The sequence below is a fragment of the Candidatus Symbiopectobacterium sp. genome, assembly GCF_020054415.1.
In the GTDB taxonomy this organism is placed as follows: Bacteria; Pseudomonadota; Gammaproteobacteria; order Enterobacterales; family Enterobacteriaceae; genus Symbiopectobacterium.
In genome coordinates, this window is sequence record NZ_JAHWCO010000387.1 from 1 (window position 1) to 14520 (window position 14520).

The 14520-nt window shown below is 51.9% G+C and carries 18 protein-coding genes and 3 pseudogenes; 18 read left to right on the top strand and 3 right to left on the bottom strand.

Annotated elements, in window-relative coordinates; translation table 11 throughout:
• From QZ506_RS11460 to QZ506_RS11535, 16 genes and pseudogenes are all read left to right on the top strand, one after another.
• Window positions 1-191, top strand: a 191-nt coding sequence (locus QZ506_RS11460; protein WP_291971181.1) for an IS1 family transposase, incomplete at its 5' end; no start/stop codon positions are given.
• 78 nt (window positions 192-269) lie between these two features.
• A complete protein-coding gene (gene cydA, locus QZ506_RS11465; protein ID WP_291971183.1) occupies window positions 270-1838 on the top strand; it encodes a cytochrome ubiquinol oxidase subunit I in 1569 nt (522 codons plus the stop codon).
• Between the two features lie 13 nt (window positions 1839-1851).
• On the top strand, window positions 1852-2991 hold the full coding sequence (gene cydB, locus QZ506_RS11470; RefSeq protein ID WP_291971184.1) for a cytochrome d ubiquinol oxidase subunit II: 1140 nt from the start codon (window positions 1852-1854) through the stop codon (window positions 2989-2991).
• A gap of 15 nt (window positions 2992-3006) precedes the next feature.
• Window positions 3007-3129, top strand: coding sequence for a cytochrome bd-I oxidase subunit CydX (gene cydX / locus QZ506_RS11475; RefSeq protein ID WP_291971186.1), 123 nt, complete (start codon window positions 3007-3009; stop codon window positions 3127-3129).
• A complete protein-coding gene (ybgE, locus tag QZ506_RS11480) occupies window positions 3126-3407 on the top strand; it encodes a cyd operon protein YbgE (protein ID WP_291971188.1) in 282 nt (93 codons plus the stop codon). The genes cydX and ybgE overlap by 4 nt, the downstream gene beginning before the upstream one ends.
• 256 nt (window positions 3408-3663) lie before the next feature.
• Entirely contained in the window at window positions 3664-4068 is a 405-nt protein-coding gene (gene ybgC / locus QZ506_RS11485; RefSeq protein WP_291971190.1) for a tol-pal system-associated acyl-CoA thioesterase, read from the top strand.
• Window positions 4065-4748 carry a Tol-Pal system protein TolQ gene (gene tolQ / locus QZ506_RS11490; RefSeq protein ID WP_291971192.1) on the top strand — a complete coding sequence of 228 codons (684 nt, stop codon included), beginning with the start codon at window positions 4065-4067 and terminating at the stop codon, window positions 4746-4748. Before ybgC ends, tolQ begins: the two co-directional genes overlap by 4 nt.
• Before the next feature lie 12 nt (window positions 4749-4760).
• Window positions 4761-5183, top strand: a complete 423-nt coding sequence (gene tolR, locus QZ506_RS11495) for a colicin uptake protein TolR (RefSeq protein ID WP_291971194.1) — start codon at window positions 4761-4763, stop codon at window positions 5181-5183.
• A 77-nt stretch (window positions 5184-5260) separates the two neighbouring features.
• On the top strand, window positions 5261-6298 hold the full coding sequence (gene tolA / locus QZ506_RS11500; protein ID WP_291971195.1) for a cell envelope integrity protein TolA: 1038 nt from the start codon (window positions 5261-5263) through the stop codon (window positions 6296-6298).
• A gap of 151 nt (window positions 6299-6449) precedes the next feature.
• Window positions 6450-7742, top strand: a complete 1293-nt coding sequence (gene tolB / locus QZ506_RS11505) for a Tol-Pal system beta propeller repeat protein TolB (protein WP_291971197.1) — start codon at window positions 6450-6452, stop codon at window positions 7740-7742.
• Window positions 7743-7773: 31 nt separating this feature from the next.
• On the top strand, window positions 7774-8280 hold the full coding sequence (gene pal / locus QZ506_RS11510) for a peptidoglycan-associated lipoprotein Pal (RefSeq protein ID WP_291971199.1): 507 nt from the start codon (window positions 7774-7776) through the stop codon (window positions 8278-8280).
• Between the two features lie 9 nt (window positions 8281-8289).
• On the top strand, window positions 8290-9081 hold the full coding sequence (cpoB, locus tag QZ506_RS11515; protein ID WP_291971200.1) for a cell division protein CpoB: 792 nt from the start codon (window positions 8290-8292) through the stop codon (window positions 9079-9081).
• Between the two features lie 88 nt (window positions 9082-9169).
• Window positions 9170-9592: a type II secretion system protein GspL gene (gene gspL / locus QZ506_RS11520; RefSeq protein ID WP_291971202.1), complete on the top strand. Its 423-nt coding sequence runs from the start codon at window positions 9170-9172 to the stop codon at window positions 9590-9592.
• A complete protein-coding gene (gspM, locus tag QZ506_RS11525; protein ID WP_291971204.1) occupies window positions 9589-9957 on the top strand; it encodes a type II secretion system protein GspM in 369 nt (122 codons plus the stop codon). Before gspL ends, gspM begins: the two co-directional genes overlap by 4 nt.
• A gap of 13 nt (window positions 9958-9970) precedes the next feature.
• Entirely contained in the window at window positions 9971-10507 is a 537-nt protein-coding gene (gene gspN / locus QZ506_RS11530) for a type II secretion system protein N (RefSeq protein ID WP_291971206.1), read from the top strand.
• Between the two features lie 136 nt (window positions 10508-10643).
• A pseudogene (locus tag QZ506_RS11535) lies at window positions 10644-11251 on the top strand (prepilin peptidase).
• A gap of 122 nt (window positions 11252-11373) precedes the next feature.
• On the opposite strand, the gene ypdK reads toward QZ506_RS11535, so the two are convergent.
• A complete protein-coding gene (gene ypdK, locus QZ506_RS21600) occupies window positions 11374-11445 on the bottom strand; it encodes a membrane protein YpdK (RefSeq protein ID WP_367273010.1) in 72 nt (23 codons plus the stop codon).
• A gap of 549 nt (window positions 11446-11994) precedes the next feature.
• Between ypdK and QZ506_RS11540 the strand changes: the two are divergent.
• Together QZ506_RS11540 and QZ506_RS11545 are read left to right on the top strand one after the other, a co-directional pair.
• A pseudogene (locus tag QZ506_RS11540) lies at window positions 11995-13088 on the top strand (alkene reductase).
• On the top strand, window positions 13088-13357 hold the full coding sequence (locus QZ506_RS11545; protein WP_291971208.1) for a hypothetical protein: 270 nt from the start codon (window positions 13088-13090) through the stop codon (window positions 13355-13357). The pseudogene QZ506_RS11540 and the gene QZ506_RS11545 overlap by 1 nt, the downstream one beginning before the upstream one ends.
• Window positions 13358-13429: 72 nt before the next feature.
• Here QZ506_RS11545 and QZ506_RS11550 read toward each other — a convergent pair whose 3' ends face one another.
• Entirely contained in the window at window positions 13430-13987 is a 558-nt protein-coding gene (locus QZ506_RS11550) for a hypothetical protein (RefSeq protein WP_291971210.1), read from the bottom strand.
• Between the two features lie 449 nt (window positions 13988-14436).
• Window positions 14437-14520: pseudogene (locus QZ506_RS11555) on the bottom strand (lipoprotein); the annotation flags it as partial.

Consider the following 14520-nt stretch of genomic DNA (forward strand, 5'->3'; position numbering starts at 1 on the left):
CAAAAGTAAAACACATTGTTAGCAAGCTGTATACACAGCGTATTGAGTGTGCACATCTGACACTGCGTAACCGATTGCAACGGCTCAATCGCAAGACGCTCGGATATTCAAAATCATCCGAAATGCACGATAGGATCATCGGTACTTACATGAACGCGAATACTACGTTTGATGCTACATCAACTAATTGAATACAAGACATTTTTTGTGTTTAGCGGCTTGTTTGCATTTGCAAGCTAAAACCTTCCTGCGAGGAGCAAGGAGTCAAGATGTTTGATATAGTCGAACTGTCACGTTTACAGTTTGCCTTAACCGCGATGTACCATTTCTTTTTCGTACCATTAACGCTGGGGATGGCGTTTTTGTTGGCGATCATGGAAACGGTCTATGTGCTGACGGGCAAACAAATCTACAAGGATATGACCAAGTTCTGGGGCAAGTTGTTTGGTATCAACTTTGCGCTGGGCGTGGCCACCGGGCTGACCATGGAGTTCCACTTCGGTACTAACTGGTCCTATTTCTCCCACTATGTCGGGGACATTTTCGGCGCACCGCTGGCTATCGAAGGCCTGATGGCGTTCTTCCTCGAATCAACGTTTGTTGGTTTGTTCTTCTTTGGCTGGGATCGCCTGGGCAAAGTGCAACACATGGCCGTGACCTGGTTGGTGGCGTTGGGGTCTAACTTCTCCGCGCTGTGGATTTTGGTTGCAAACGGCTGGATGCAAAACCCCATCGCTTCTGAATTCAATTTCGAAACCATGCGTATGGAAATGGTGAGCTTCTCAAAACTGGTGTTGAACCCGGTTGCGCAGGTGAAGTTCGTTCATACCGTCGCTGCTGGTTACACCACGGGTGCCATGTTCATTCTGGGCATCAGTGCTTACTATTTGCTTAAGGGCCGTGACTTGGCCTTTGCCAAACGCTCATTTGCCATTGCTGCCAGCTTTGGCACCGCAGCTGTGCTGTCAGTTATCGTACTGGGTGATGAATCCGGTTATGAAATGGGCGACGTGCAAAAAACCAAACTGGCCGCGATTGAAGCCGAGTGGGAAACCCAACCGGCACCTGCCAGCTTTACGCTGTTCGCCATTCCCAATCAGGAGAGAATGGAGAACCAGTTCGCCGTGCGCATTCCGTTTATGCTGGGGCTTATTGCCACGCGTTCGACGGACGGCGTGGTACTGGGGCTGCGTGAACTGATGGATGGTCACCATGTGCGTATTCGCAACGGCATGAAAGCGTATGAGTTGCTGGAGCAGTTGCGCGCGGGTAATACCGATCCGGCTGTGCTTGAAGCCTTTAACCAGTCCAAACAGGATCTGGGTTATGGCATGCTGCTCAAACGTTACACCGCGGACGTTGCTAATGCGACTGAAGCACAAATTCAGCAGGCAACTAAGGACTCTATTCCTCGCGTTGCGCCGCTCTACTTCTCGTTCCGCATCATGGTGGCCTGTGGCGTGCTGATGCTGCTGATTATCGGCCTGTCGTTCTGGAGCGTTATCAGAAACCGTATCGGTAAAAACAAGCTGCTATTGCGCGCTGCCTTGTTCGGTATTCCGTTGCCGTGGATTGCGGTTGAAGCTGGTTGGTTTGTTGCCGAGTACGGTCGCCAACCGTGGGCTATCGGTGAAGTGCTGCCCACGGCGGTAGCGAACTCTTCGCTGACGGCTGGTGACATCCTGCTATCGATGGGCTTGATCTGCGGTTTGTATACGCTGTTCCTGGTCGCCGAAATGTATCTGATGTTCAAATTCGCGCGCCTCGGCCCAAGCAGCCTGAAAACAGGGCGTTACCACTTTGAACAGCAGTTGACGCTGGCTCAGGACGCACGGTAAACAGGAGTCCACTATGTTTGAATATGAAGTATTACGTTTTATCTGGTGGCTGTTGATTGGCGTACTGATGATCGGTTTCGCTATCACTGACGGCTTCGATATGGGGGTTGGCGTGCTGGTGCGTGTGATGGGGCGTAATGATGTAGAACGCCGTATCATGATTAACAGTATCGCTCCACACTGGGACGGTAACCAGGTGTGGCTGATCACCGCGGGTGGGGCGCTGTTTGCTGCCTGGCCGATGGTGTATGCCGCAGCATTCTCCGGTTTCTATATCGCAATGATCCTGGCACTGGCATCGCTGCTCTTCCGTCCGATCGGTTTTGACTACCGCTCCAAGCTGGAAGACGCGCGTTGGCGCAATATGTGGGACTGGGGCATCTTCATCGGTAGCTTTGTGCCGCCAGTGGTGATTGGTGTGGCGTTCGGTAACCTATTGCAGGGCGTACCGTTCCATATCGATGCCAATGTTCGCTTGTTCTACACCGGTAACTTCTTCCAACTGCTGAACCCGTTTGGCCTGTTGGCGGGCGTTGTCAGCCTGACCATGATCTTGGCGCAAGGTGCTACCTACTTGATGATGCGTACCGATGGCGATCTGTATGTGCGCTCGAAAGGTGCGGCTCAACTGTCGGCGTTGGTAATGATGGTTACCTTTGCGTTGGCCGGCGTGTGGGTAATCTACGGTATTGACGGCTATACCATCACCTCCGTGTTGGACAGGGCGGCTGAGTCTAACCCGCTGCACAAAGAAGTGGCGCATCAGGCCGGGGCCTGGTTAGCGAACTTTACCGCGCATCCGGTGCTGTGGGCCATCCCGTTGCTGGGTGTAGTGCTACCGTTGCTGACCATCGCGATGGCGCGTGCGAACAAGGGCGGCCTGGCTTTCCTGTTCAGCTCGCTGACTATCGCCTGCATTATCCTGACCGCTGGGGTTGCCATGTTCCCGTTTGTGATGCCTTCCATCACGCAACCGAACGTAAGCCTGACTATGTGGGATGCCACCTCCAGCTTGTACACGCTGAAAGTGATGACGATCGTCGCCATTATTTTTGTACCCATTGTGCTCTCTTATACGGCATGGTGTTACTACAAAATGTTCGGTCGCATTACCAAAGAGCATATTGAACAGAACACCCACTCTCTGTACTAAGTAAGGAGCTTAATGATGTGGTATTTTGCCTGGATACTCGGAACGCTTCTTGCTTGCTCGCTGGGGATTATTACCGCTCTGGCGTTAGATCAGAGTGAAGCAACGAAAGCGAAAGCGGCAGAAGACAACGCGCAATGAGCAGTCTGGTTGATAAACTCTACCAACTGATGGACAAGGGCCCGTTACGGGTTCTTGCCCTGCTGATGACGGGCTGTGTGATGTGGGACCCGACACGCTTTGCTGCACGTACCAGCGCGTTGGACGTGTGGCAAGGCCCGTTGCTGGTATGGGCCGTTTGTACCGTTGTGATATACGGGGTAGGGTTTCGCCGGCAACGCCTGCTGTGGCGCGTGATTTTTTCGCATTTTCCTGCCTTTGTGATCCTGATCACAGGTCTTATTTACGTCTTTCGCTAGTATATATCTCAAATCATTCGAGTTTTAGGAAGGCGACAAGGGAGCGGATCTCAATGAACTTACTTAGGTAAGTGATTTGGGTGAGTGAGCGTAACCAACGCACCTACAGCTCGAAGTATGACGGGTGTGGCCTATTCCGTTTGGTTATGGGTTTCCCGCAACCCGTAATTATTCAATTTCCCTCTAAGTAACCCATTCCAAACCTCATTTCTCTTGCGTATAGTAGCGGTGTTTCGTTGTATTACCGGGATGTAGAGTGAGCAATACGTTGTTTCGTTGGCCTGTACGTATCTACTATGAAGACACAGACGCCGGTGGCGTGGTGTATCACGCCCGTTATATCGCCTTCTATGAGCGTGCGCGGACAGAAATGTTACGCCAGCACGGCTTTCATCAGTGCGCCTTGCTGGAAGAGCATGTGGCTTTCGCTGTGCGTCGTATGGCGGTCGAGTATTTTTCTCCGGCGCGTCTGGATGATTTATTGAACGTAGAGAGTGAAATCACAGTGATACGCGGTGCTTCTCTCACGTTTGCTCAGCGTATTCTCAATTCTCACGGCAATCTGTTAAGTCAGGCCGACGTATTGATCGCTTGTATCGATCCACATCACATGAAGCCCATCGCGCTTCCTAAGTCTATTGTCGCGGAGTTTAAGCAGTGACTGACATGAATATCCTTGATTTGTTCCTGAAAGCCAGTCTTTTAGTGAAACTTATCATGCTGGTTTTGATTGGTTTTTCTATCGCCTCTTGGGCGATCATCATCCAACGCACGCGCATTTTGAACACTGCTACGCGTGAAGCTGAAGCCTTTGAAGATAAATTCTGGTCAGGCATTGAACTCTCCCGACTGTATCAGGAAAGCCAGACGCGCCGCGATTCGCTGGCAGGTTCAGAGCAGATCTTCTATTCCGGCTTCAAAGAATTTTCCCGCTTGCATCGGGCTAACAGCCATGCGCCAGAGGCGGTGGTAGAGGGCGCTTCTCGTGCCATGCGCATTTCCCTTAACCGCGAACTGGAAATGCTGGAAACCCACATTCCGTTTTTGGGTACTGTTGGCTCTATCAGCCCGTATATCGGCCTGTTCGGTACGGTATGGGGGATCATGCACGCCTTTATCGCGTTGGGGGCGGTTAAGCAGGCCACGTTGCAAATGGTTGCTCCGGGTATTGCAGAAGCACTGATCGCGACCGCCATCGGTCTGTTTGCGGCGATCCCTGCGGTAATGGCCTATAACCGCCTGAATCAGCGTGCGAATAAACTGGAGCAGAACTACAACAACTTCATGGAAGAGTTCATCGCTATCCTGCATCGTCAGGCCTTCACTGAAAGTAGTAAGTAATCAGGAGGCAGCATGGCTCGTTCACGTGGTCGCCGGGATCTAAAATCCGAAATTAACATTGTTCCATTACTGGACGTGCTGCTGGTGTTGTTGCTGATCTTCATGGCAACGGCCCCCATCATCACACAGAGCGTGGAAGTGGATTTGCCTGATGCGACAGATTCCAAAACCGTCTCCAGCAACGATAATCCACCGGTGATTGTCGAAGTGTCTGGCGTCGGTCAGTACAGTCTGGTTATTGAACAAAAGCGGATGGAACAACTTCCCGCTGAGAAGATTGTGGCGGAAGCCCAGGCGCGTATGGCTGAAAATCCCAAGTCGGTGTTTCTGATCGGGGGCGCGAAAGACGTGCCTTATGATGAGATCATCAAAGCGCTGAACTTGCTGCGCCAGGCTGGGGTCAAATCAGTAGGTTTGATGACTCATCCTATATAATCAATGCGTTGCAGTCAAAGCGTGATGTTTTTTCTGGCAATCGTTTATTACGGCAACACAGTATTTGGGAACCGCTTGTGCTAAAGGCCACCGAAAAACCTGATAAGTTAAAACGCGCCATTATTGTCTCTGCCGTTTTGCACATCATACTGATTGCTTTGCTGGTGTGGAGCTCATCCCACTCCTCTATGGATGCCAGTGGCGGTGGCGGCTCGGCAATCGATGCGGTAATGGTTGATCCCAATGCCGTCGTTGAACAGTACAACCGCCAGCAACAACAGCAGAGTGATGCAAAACGCGCGGAACAGTTGCGTAAAAAGCAGGCTGAGCAGCAAGCTGAAGAGTTGCAGCAGAAGCAGGCTGCTGAGCAACAGCATTTAAAAGAGCTTGAGAAAGAGCGCCTTCAAGCGCAAGAGGACGCTAAGCAGCAGGCGCAAGAACAGGCCGAGCAGCGTAAGCAGGCGGAAGCCGCTGCTGCTAAGGCCAAAGAACAGCAACAGAAGGCGGAAGCCGCTGCCGCGAAGGCGAAAGCCGAAGCTGAACAACAAGCCAAAGCAGCCGCTGACGCGAAGAAAAAAGCTGAAGAAGAAGTGAAGAAACAGGCAGCCGCTACTGCTGCCGCGAAAAAGCAGGCTGAAGAAGAAGCGAAGGCCAAAGCGGTAGCTGATGCGAAAGCTAAGGCCGCAGCAGATGCAAAAGCCAAGGCGGCTGCGGATAAAAAAGCCGCCGCACAGTCTGATTCCGTTGACGATCTTCTCGGTGGTTTGGCGTCGTCGAAAAACGCGCCTAAATCAGGTGGCGGTGCGCCAGCAGGTGCCGGCACGGCGAAAAAGAGCGGTGCCTCAGGTGCCGCATTGGACAGTTATGGCGGCCAGGTGCGCGCGGCGATCCAGAGTAAATTTTATGACTGGCAGCTTTATCGGGGTAAAACCTGTACATTGCGCATCAAACTGGCACCTGACGGTCTGCTCGTTTCCGTTGAAGCGGAAAGTGGAGACCCGGCACTGTGTCAGGCGGCGATTGCCGCAGCCAAGCAGGCAAGAATACCGAAGCCGCCAAGCACGGATGTGTATGAAGCTTTCAAAAATGCACCGATTGATTTCAAACCGCAATAATCGTGGCGTGCAGTACGATGCTAACGGTGCCGCATGGTATCTTTAGGACAAGGATGATAGCACCACCCACGGGTATTGTGTTTTGGTGATACCGGTTTGTTAAAATTCTGCTAATTTATCCGAGGCGATACCTCTGGATAAGGGAGATGAAATGGAGCAGGCATGTAAAGTTGCACTAGTTTTTTTAATGCTGTGGGTCACAGCGCTACACGCCGAAGTGCGTATCGAGATTACCCAAGGGGTTGACTCGGCACGTCCTATCGCCGTGGTTCCGTTCAAGTGGGCTGGCGGCGGCGTAGCGCCGGAAGATATTGGCGGTATCGTTGGTGCGGATCTGCGCAACAGCGGTAAATTCAATCCGATCGATCCCAGTCGTATGCCGCAGCAGCCGGGTTCTGCCTCGGAAGTCACGCCTGCTGCCTGGACGGAGCTGGGGATTGACTCCGTCATCGTGGGTCAGGTTCAGCCGGGTGCAGACGGTAGCTACGTGATCTCTTATCAACTGGTTGATACCTCGGGTAACCCAGGCAGCGTATTGGCGCAAAACCAGTTCAAGGTCACCAATCAATGGCTGCGTTATGCCGCGCATACCGCCAGTGATGAAGTGTTCCAGAAGCTAACCGGTATCAAAGGTGCCTTCCGTACACGTGTCGCCTATGTGGTGCAGACCAACGGTGGTCAGTTCCCTTACGAACTGCGTGTATCTGATTATGATGGCTACAACCAGTTTGTAGTGCACCGTTCTCCAGAACCGCTGATGTCTCCGGCATGTTCGCCGGATGGCAGCAAAGTGGCATACGTTACCTTTGAAAGCGGTCGTTCTGCGCTGGTGATTCAAACGTTGGCTAATGGGGCAATCCGTCAGGTTGCGTCCTTCCCGCGCCACAACGGTGCTCCGGCGTTTTCCCCGGATGGCAGCAAACTGGCCTTTGCACTTTCCAAAAGCGGCAGCCTGAACCTGTATGTCATGGACATCGGCTCCGGTCAGATTCGTCAAGTGACTGATGGTCGCAGCAACAATACTGAACCAACCTGGTTCCCCGACAGCCAAACTTTGGCATATACTTCGGATCAGGCTGGACGTCCGCAAATCTACAAAATTAACGTTAATGGCGGAGCTCCGCAGCGTATCACCTGGGAAGGGGCGCAGAATCAAGACTCAGAAGTCAGTGACGATGGCAAAATGCTAGTGATGGTGAGCTCCAACGGTGGTGCTCAGCATATTGCTACACAAGATCTAGTGACGCGGGCCGTTCAAGTCATTACGGGCACCTATCTGGACGAAACGCCGAGTATCGCACCGAACGGCACGATGGTGATTTACAGCTCTAAACTGGGGCTGGGCTCTGTGCTGCAACTGGTGTCTACTGACGGACGTTTCAAAGCGCGTCTTCCGGCAAATGATGGACAGGTTAAATTCCCTGCCTGGTCGCCGTATTTATAAACATAAATAATTTTTTCAAAGGACATAAGAGATGCAATTCAATAACGTACTGAAAGTCCTGATGTTAGCTCTGCCGGTGCTGGCTATCGCCGCATGTAGTTCACACAAGAAAGACGGCAATGACCAGTCTACCGTTGGCACTGCAGGCAGCGGTTATGAAAACGGCAATATGTTTTCTTCTGAGCAGGCTCGCCTGCAAATGCAAGAACTGCAACGCAACAACATCGTATACTTCGATCTGGACAAGTACGATATCCGTTCTGACTTCGCTCATATGCTGGACGCGCATGCTTCCTTCCTGCGCAGCAACCCGTCCTACAAAGTGACTATCGAAGGTCATGCGGATGAACGCGGTACGCCGGAATACAACATCGCACTGGGTGAACGTCGTGCTAACGCTGTTCAGATGTACCTGCAAGGCAAAGGTGTTTCTTCCGATCAGATCTCTATCGTTTCTTACGGTAAAGAGAAACCTGCGGTTCTGGGTAATGACGAAGCTGCATGGTCCAAAAACCGTCGTGCGGCCCTAGTATACTAAGAGCATTGCATGAACAGTAACTTCAGACGTCATCTCGTGGGTCTGTCGTTATTGGTTGGCGTAGCGGTCCCTTGGGCCACTACTGCCCAAGCGCCAATCAGTAATGTCGGCTCTGGCTCGGTGGAAGACCGTGTCACCCAAATGGAGCGTATTTCTGACGCACATAGCCGGCTATTAACTCAACTTCAGCAGCAGCTCTCTGATACGCAGCACGATATTGACAGTTTGCGTGGGCAGATTCAGGAAAATCAGTACCAGTTGAATCAGGTTGTTGAACGCCAGAAGCAAATCTATCAGCAAATGGATAGCATGGGCTCCTCGTCGTCAACGCCGTCGGCGTCTTCTGCGCCAGCAACGGATACGGGTGCGTCTACCTCCAGTACCACCAGTAATGGTGCGGGCGCGGCGGCTGCACCGGCCAGTACCGGTGATGCCAACAGCGACTACAACGCTGCGGCGGCATTGGTGCTAGAGAAAAAGCAGTACGATCAGGCTATTGCAGCTTTTCAGGCATTTGTCAAAAAATACCCTGACTCAACTTATCAGCCGAATGCCAACTATTGGCTGGGTCAGTTGAACTACAACAAAGGTAAGAAAGACGACGCCGCTTACTATTTTGCGAACGTGGTCAAGAATTACCCGAAATCCCCTAAAAGCTCCGAAGCATTACTCAAGGTTGGGGTGATCATGCAGGAAAAGGGGCAGACGGATAAAGCGAAGGCTGTCTACAATCAGGTCATCAAACAATATCCCAATACCGAAAGCGCCAAGCAGGCGCAAAAACGGCTGACTGGTCTCTAACCCCTTTCCAGGCACAAAAATTGCGCGCCATGAGCGGTTTTTGTGCTTTGTCGTTTGATGATTAAGCTGTATTAGTCGCGACTAATACATGTTATTGCTGGCGGATGCTGTCTGGCAGCATTACCAACTGTATCGACAAGCGGTCTACTGGCAGCAAGAAAGTGTGCGTGTATATCGGCAGATATTCCCGGCAGAAACGCAGGTCGTGAATCCTAGGGTACAAATGCAACAGCATTTACAGCAGGCAGGCGGTGAGCGCGATACGCCGCGCCTGCTGCAATCAATGAATCGCTTACAGGCGTTGCTGGGAGAAAATCAGGACATACGCCTCACCACGCTGGCCTATGACGGTAATAGGCAGGAAATTCGTCTGGCTTACAGCGCGCCTGCCTATCCCGAATTGGAACAGTTCCAGCAACAGGCTGAAACCTATTACCAGATCCAACACGGTGAAATTCGCCAGAATGGCACACGCGTTGAAGCGCAGATGACGTTAAAGGGGCAACAATGAGAAACGCCGTCATGACGCGGTTGCACCACTATTGGCTCAGCATTATACCACGTGAACGTCGGCTGCTGATGCTGGCGGGCAGTGCGCTGGTGCTGGCCGCCAGCTATTTCCTGCTATGGCAACCCTGGCAGCAACGCAGCGAGCAGTGGCAGCGCACGCTGGTCAGAGAGCAACAAACGGTCTCCTGGCTGCGCCAGAAAGCCCCGCGTATTGCGCAGGCAACTGGATCCTCGACATCCCATGCAGCAGAATCGCGTCATGTCAGCTTGCCTGTGCTGATTTCTCAAAGCAGTAGCAGCTACGGCTTGAAAGCGACACTACTACAACCGCAAGGAAATCAGGTTGCGGTGACGCTGGCGCGGTAGTGATGTGGGCGCGGTGAGCTGGGATGTCACCTTCTCTGACCTGATGCCCGCGCTGGCGGTAGCTTTAGATAGCCCCGATGGGCCGCGCGGAAAAGGCGTGATCCGAGGCTGGCAGCAGGCGCAGCTTTTTCAGTGGCAGGTGTCTGTTCCCGCAGCTTACGTGGTGAATAAGCTGCCGCTCATTGTCCCCGTCAGTGCGCAAGGGAACGTGCAATTACGGTTGCAACACGCCGTTGTCGATCCGCGCGGATGCCAATCGCTGTCGGCAACGTTGAACTGGCAGAATGCCGTATTAGGCACGCCGCTTGGCACGGTTGCTCTGGCTCAGCCGCAGGTACAGCTGAATTGCCATGAGTGCCGGTTGGAAATGGCGCTGCGCCAGCAATCGCCCTATGTGCAAATTACCGGCAAGGGGAGTTTGGCTGCCAGCGGGGAATACCAGTTTGATGGGTGGGTGGCGAGCGGTGATGCCATGCCGCAAGCGATTGGGCGTATTTTGTCCACGCAAGGTGGTCGTTTGTTGCGTTTTCAGGGGCGTTTGGCGCTTTAATTGCGTGCGAGTGCACAAGCTTGCATTTTGGCGTGTTTTACCGGTTGTTGCTCCTTGCTGCCTGTGAAACGATAGCGTGTAAAGGCGATGCCAACCATTACGAGGATGATGATATGCGAGGCACGGCGTGGAACAACTGGTAGCGTTTTCGGAAGCGTATTCCCTGCTCTGGTGCAGCGCGCTTTTGGTGTTGGGGTTGGTCATTGGTAGCTTTCTGAATGTGGTGATTCACCGCCTGCCTGTCATGTTGGAAATGCAGTGGCGTGATGAAGTTGCTTTGAACGTTGAGGGTGACGTACAACTCGCACAGACGCGTTACGATCTGTGGTGGCCGCGTTCCCACTGCCCAAACTGTCATCAGCCGATCGCGCTGCGTTACAATGTGCCGGTACTCGGTTGGATGGTACTGCGCGGGCGCAGTCACTGCTGTAATCAGCATATCGCCTGGCGCTATCCGCTGGTGGAGGCGGCAACTGGAATCCTGTTTGTGGCGGCTGGCAGCCTGCGGCAGCCGGGAGTCTCATTGTTGGGGGCGGGCGATTTCAAACTGTTGGCGGCGCTCGGTGCCTAGCTCGGATGGCAAGCGCTGCCGCAATTGGTGCTGTTAGCGGCATTGGGCGGTTTAGTAATGACTTGTCTGTGGAGATGGCGACACGGGGGGATTTCGATCAGCAGCTGGCATTTGGCCCTTGGCTGGCGATAAGCGGCGGTATTTTGCTTTTTGTTCCCGGTTTTTCCTTCTGACGTTTTCATTAACGACGCCAACAAAACGGGCTGAGTAATTCTTCACTCAGCCCTTATTCATTTCTTCTATTCGATTTTATTTATTTTATGCTGTTTGGTATCGAACTCGCGATGACCTATCACTAAATCATCAGCATAAAAGCACCCGCCCACACCATCAGCATGAATGAGATACCCATAAAAAAATACTTCACTGATTGTCATCTCCAGCAAACATACGCCTGCAACGATTCCGATTGTGCGTCTTTTTGGAAAGCAATTTACCCCTGCGAACCGACGCAGAGCGAGGGCTTTCCGTCTGTCATAAACAGGGCATGCCCGTTATGATGGAATCGGCGCTAAATCTACGCCTAGTGGGGGTTGAATATCAATAGGGGGAAGGAGGAAAATGCAATAAATAGCATTAAAAAGCAGCCTGTTCGAGAGCGTCTTTGAGCGAAAAAAAGGCATGTGATGGCGATTAATGCTACCAATAATCGCGCTGTTGACAGGAAAATGCGAGAAAGGATATCTAGCCAGAAAAAGTATTTGAAATTACGCTTTATCGTTCACCCCTCTTACCCCCCGATGTTTCTCATCATCCTTGCGGGTAATACCTGCTCCAAAGGGACGTTTTAACCCTATAATGTGATCTGTTTCGCACTATTTGTTGCGAAGCAAACGCGAGTGCCATGATAAAACACCAGACACATTAGGGTTGCCTGAACCAGCCTTGAGGCCGGTTTCTGAGAAAGGAAAATGCTATGCCGAATCCATTCGAGCCCGTCGCTATCGGCAAATTGACGCTGCCTAACAGCATTGTGATGGCTCCGTTGACGCGCATGAAAGCCTTTAACGAAAGAACGCCTGGGCCGCTGATGCTGGAATACTATGTACAGCGCGCCAACGCAGGACCGATTATCAGCGAAGCTACCTCTATCTCACCGCAGGGCGTAGGCTATCCGAATACGCCGGGTATCTGGTCTGATGAACAGATTGCAGGTTGGGTGCGCGTCACCGCCGGTGTGCACGCCGCCGGTGGAAATATTGTCCTGCAACTGTGGCACGTCGGGCGCATTTCCGATCCTGTCTACCTTGATGGGAAACTGCCGGTTGCACCCAGTGCGATTGCGCCTGAAGGCCACGTCGCTACGATTCGCCCCTACAAGAACTATGAAGTGCCACGTGCGCTGGAAACCAATGAGATACCTGCTATTGTTGAGGACTTCCGTCAGGCGGCGGCCAATGCCAAACATGCCGGTTTTGATGGTGTGGAAATACACGCGGCCAATGGTTACTTGCTCGATCAGTTTCTGCACGATGGTTCAAACCAGCGAACAGACCGCTACGGTGGCAGCATTGAAAACCGGGCACGTTTTCTGTTAGAGGCAGTGGATGCGGTGCTCACTGTCTGGCCAGCAGGCCTGCTGGCCGGGTTGGCGTGCACCTGAACCTGATGTCCAATACGCACTCCATGAAGGATTCCGATCCGGCGACGCTGTTTACCTATGTGGCCCAACAGCTGGATGCACGTCGTTTGGCCTTTATCTTTGGCAGTGAAGATATTGCGGGCAGTACGCTTTATGGCCCGTTGGTGCGTAAACATTTTACCGGTGCCTATATTGCCAATGATGGTTTGACGATAGCATCGGCACAGGCGCTGTTGGATGAGGGGGGCGCAGATGCTGTGTCGTTTGGGCGTTGGTATATCGCAAACACCGATCTGGTGCAACGCTTGCGCCTCGGTGCGCCGCTCAATGCCTTGAACGCACAGACTATCTATACCAGCGATCGAACGGGTTACACCGATTACCCTAGTCTGGATGACGCTACCGCCAGCCCACAGGAAGGTGCGTGATGGCGAGTATCAAATTAACGGTGAATCACCTGTATCAGTTGCAAGGTAATGAAAAGAAGCCAGCTCATGCAGTGACGCGGGTCTATGTTGGGGATACGCTGTTGGCAACGGAAGAAATAACGGGAATGACAGAGGACGCTGTCAGCAAGTATCTGCACCATTCACTTCCTGAAGGACAGGCCGTGCGCGTCGAGTGGGATTGTGCGGGCGTTACCGCAATTAGCGCCGCTGAGGTGCATATGTGCCCCTGCTGTCACGCAGAGGAGTAAACCGCATCACGTCATACGGCAGCCCGCGCGTATAAAGCAGATATCAGCGCGGGCACTGAGCCGTCATCGACATTACTCGTCGCTTCCGTTTTCCTTGCCGAGCAGCTCTTGAATACGTTGATAGACTTCAGCCGCCGTTAGACCACTGTCGGATTCATTGCTCTCAAAATTCATTACTTGCTCAGGATCCACTCCGTGCAACACACCGAGCAGAGCCAGATCTTGTTGAGAAATGCGTTTTCCGGTAAAGGAATCAAACATCTCTGATTGTCCATCAGGATATTTAATCACGGAGACCAATTTACCGCCGAACAGAGGAATGCCTGTCATGATCAATGAATATTCATTGCCCGCAGCGGCTTCGTCATCATCTTGTTGCTGCTCGGCCTGCTTTTTCTCGGCAGCATCGCCTCGTGCAGTGCGCACCTTGTCAGAAGAGAGGGTCACCTTAGTGCTGTTGGTCGGTGAAAACGTATCGGAAGGATCTGAGCCAGTAGATGAAGATCCGGTTTTACTCTCAGTATTGACTGCCGCTACCGCATTGGGTGATTTGATCACATCAACGATAGAGACGTTAGGTTGAAAAGTGGCGCCATGTAGATTTTGAGTCTGAATATCTGGAATAACCACAATATAACTCCTTTATATATTCATTACTGGCAGTGTTTAATGCCAACACGTCACTTTGAAATAAAGCGAAAAAGATAAAAATGTCAGTAAAATATTTCTGACAAAACAGCCAGTTAAAATATTAATGTGCAATCTCAACGCGTTGGGTTTTGAAGAACGCGACGTCTGGCCAAGAAACCGCTGGTTATCAATGATTTAACCATTGCCCACTAATGCATCGAGCTTATCTGTATGTGCACAGAACACAAACCCTTAAAATCACTATCGGCCAAAAAAAGAGCTTTTTTAATACTTAAAATGAATAATAGATGATTTCCGTTATTCCATACGATAACTGTGGATGTGGCGCGTTTTTTGATAGTTGGCCAACGCGACTTGGCCAGAACAGTCAATGGGCTTTGTTAAATAAATCAGAACTTGTAACGACTGCGCCCCATACGGGTCGATTGTTACGTGATGCGAATACTGTTCGGCATTCCTAATAGCGTGATCCGGTTAAGCGCTTTGACCATGGCCATGGCTTCACCCACCTG

What these genes read in the sequence shown, in the direction of transcription:
- cydA (WP_291971183.1), top strand. Translation starts at nt 270, where the DNA reads ATGTTTGATATAGTCGAACTGTCACGTTTACAGTTTGCCTTAACCGCG.
- gspL (WP_291971202.1), top strand. Translation starts at nt 9,170, where the DNA reads ATGTTATTGCTGGCGGATGCTGTCTGGCAGCATTACCAACTGTATCGA.
- cydX (WP_291971186.1), top strand. Translation starts at nt 3,007, where the DNA reads ATGTGGTATTTTGCCTGGATACTCGGAACGCTTCTTGCTTGCTCGCTG.
- pal (WP_291971199.1), top strand. Translation starts at nt 7,774, where the DNA reads ATGCAATTCAATAACGTACTGAAAGTCCTGATGTTAGCTCTGCCGGTG.
- cpoB (WP_291971200.1), top strand. Translation starts at nt 8,290, where the DNA reads ATGAACAGTAACTTCAGACGTCATCTCGTGGGTCTGTCGTTATTGGTT.
- ybgE (WP_291971188.1), top strand. Translation starts at nt 3,126, where the DNA reads ATGAGCAGTCTGGTTGATAAACTCTACCAACTGATGGACAAGGGCCCG.
- tolB (WP_291971197.1), top strand. Translation starts at nt 6,450, where the DNA reads ATGGAGCAGGCATGTAAAGTTGCACTAGTTTTTTTAATGCTGTGGGTC.
- tolR (WP_291971194.1), top strand. Translation starts at nt 4,761, where the DNA reads ATGGCTCGTTCACGTGGTCGCCGGGATCTAAAATCCGAAATTAACATT.
- QZ506_RS11545 (WP_291971208.1), top strand. Translation starts at nt 13,088, where the DNA reads ATGGCGAGTATCAAATTAACGGTGAATCACCTGTATCAGTTGCAAGGT.
- cydB (WP_291971184.1), top strand. Translation starts at nt 1,852, where the DNA reads ATGTTTGAATATGAAGTATTACGTTTTATCTGGTGGCTGTTGATTGGC.
- gspM (WP_291971204.1), top strand. Translation starts at nt 9,589, where the DNA reads ATGAGAAACGCCGTCATGACGCGGTTGCACCACTATTGGCTCAGCATT.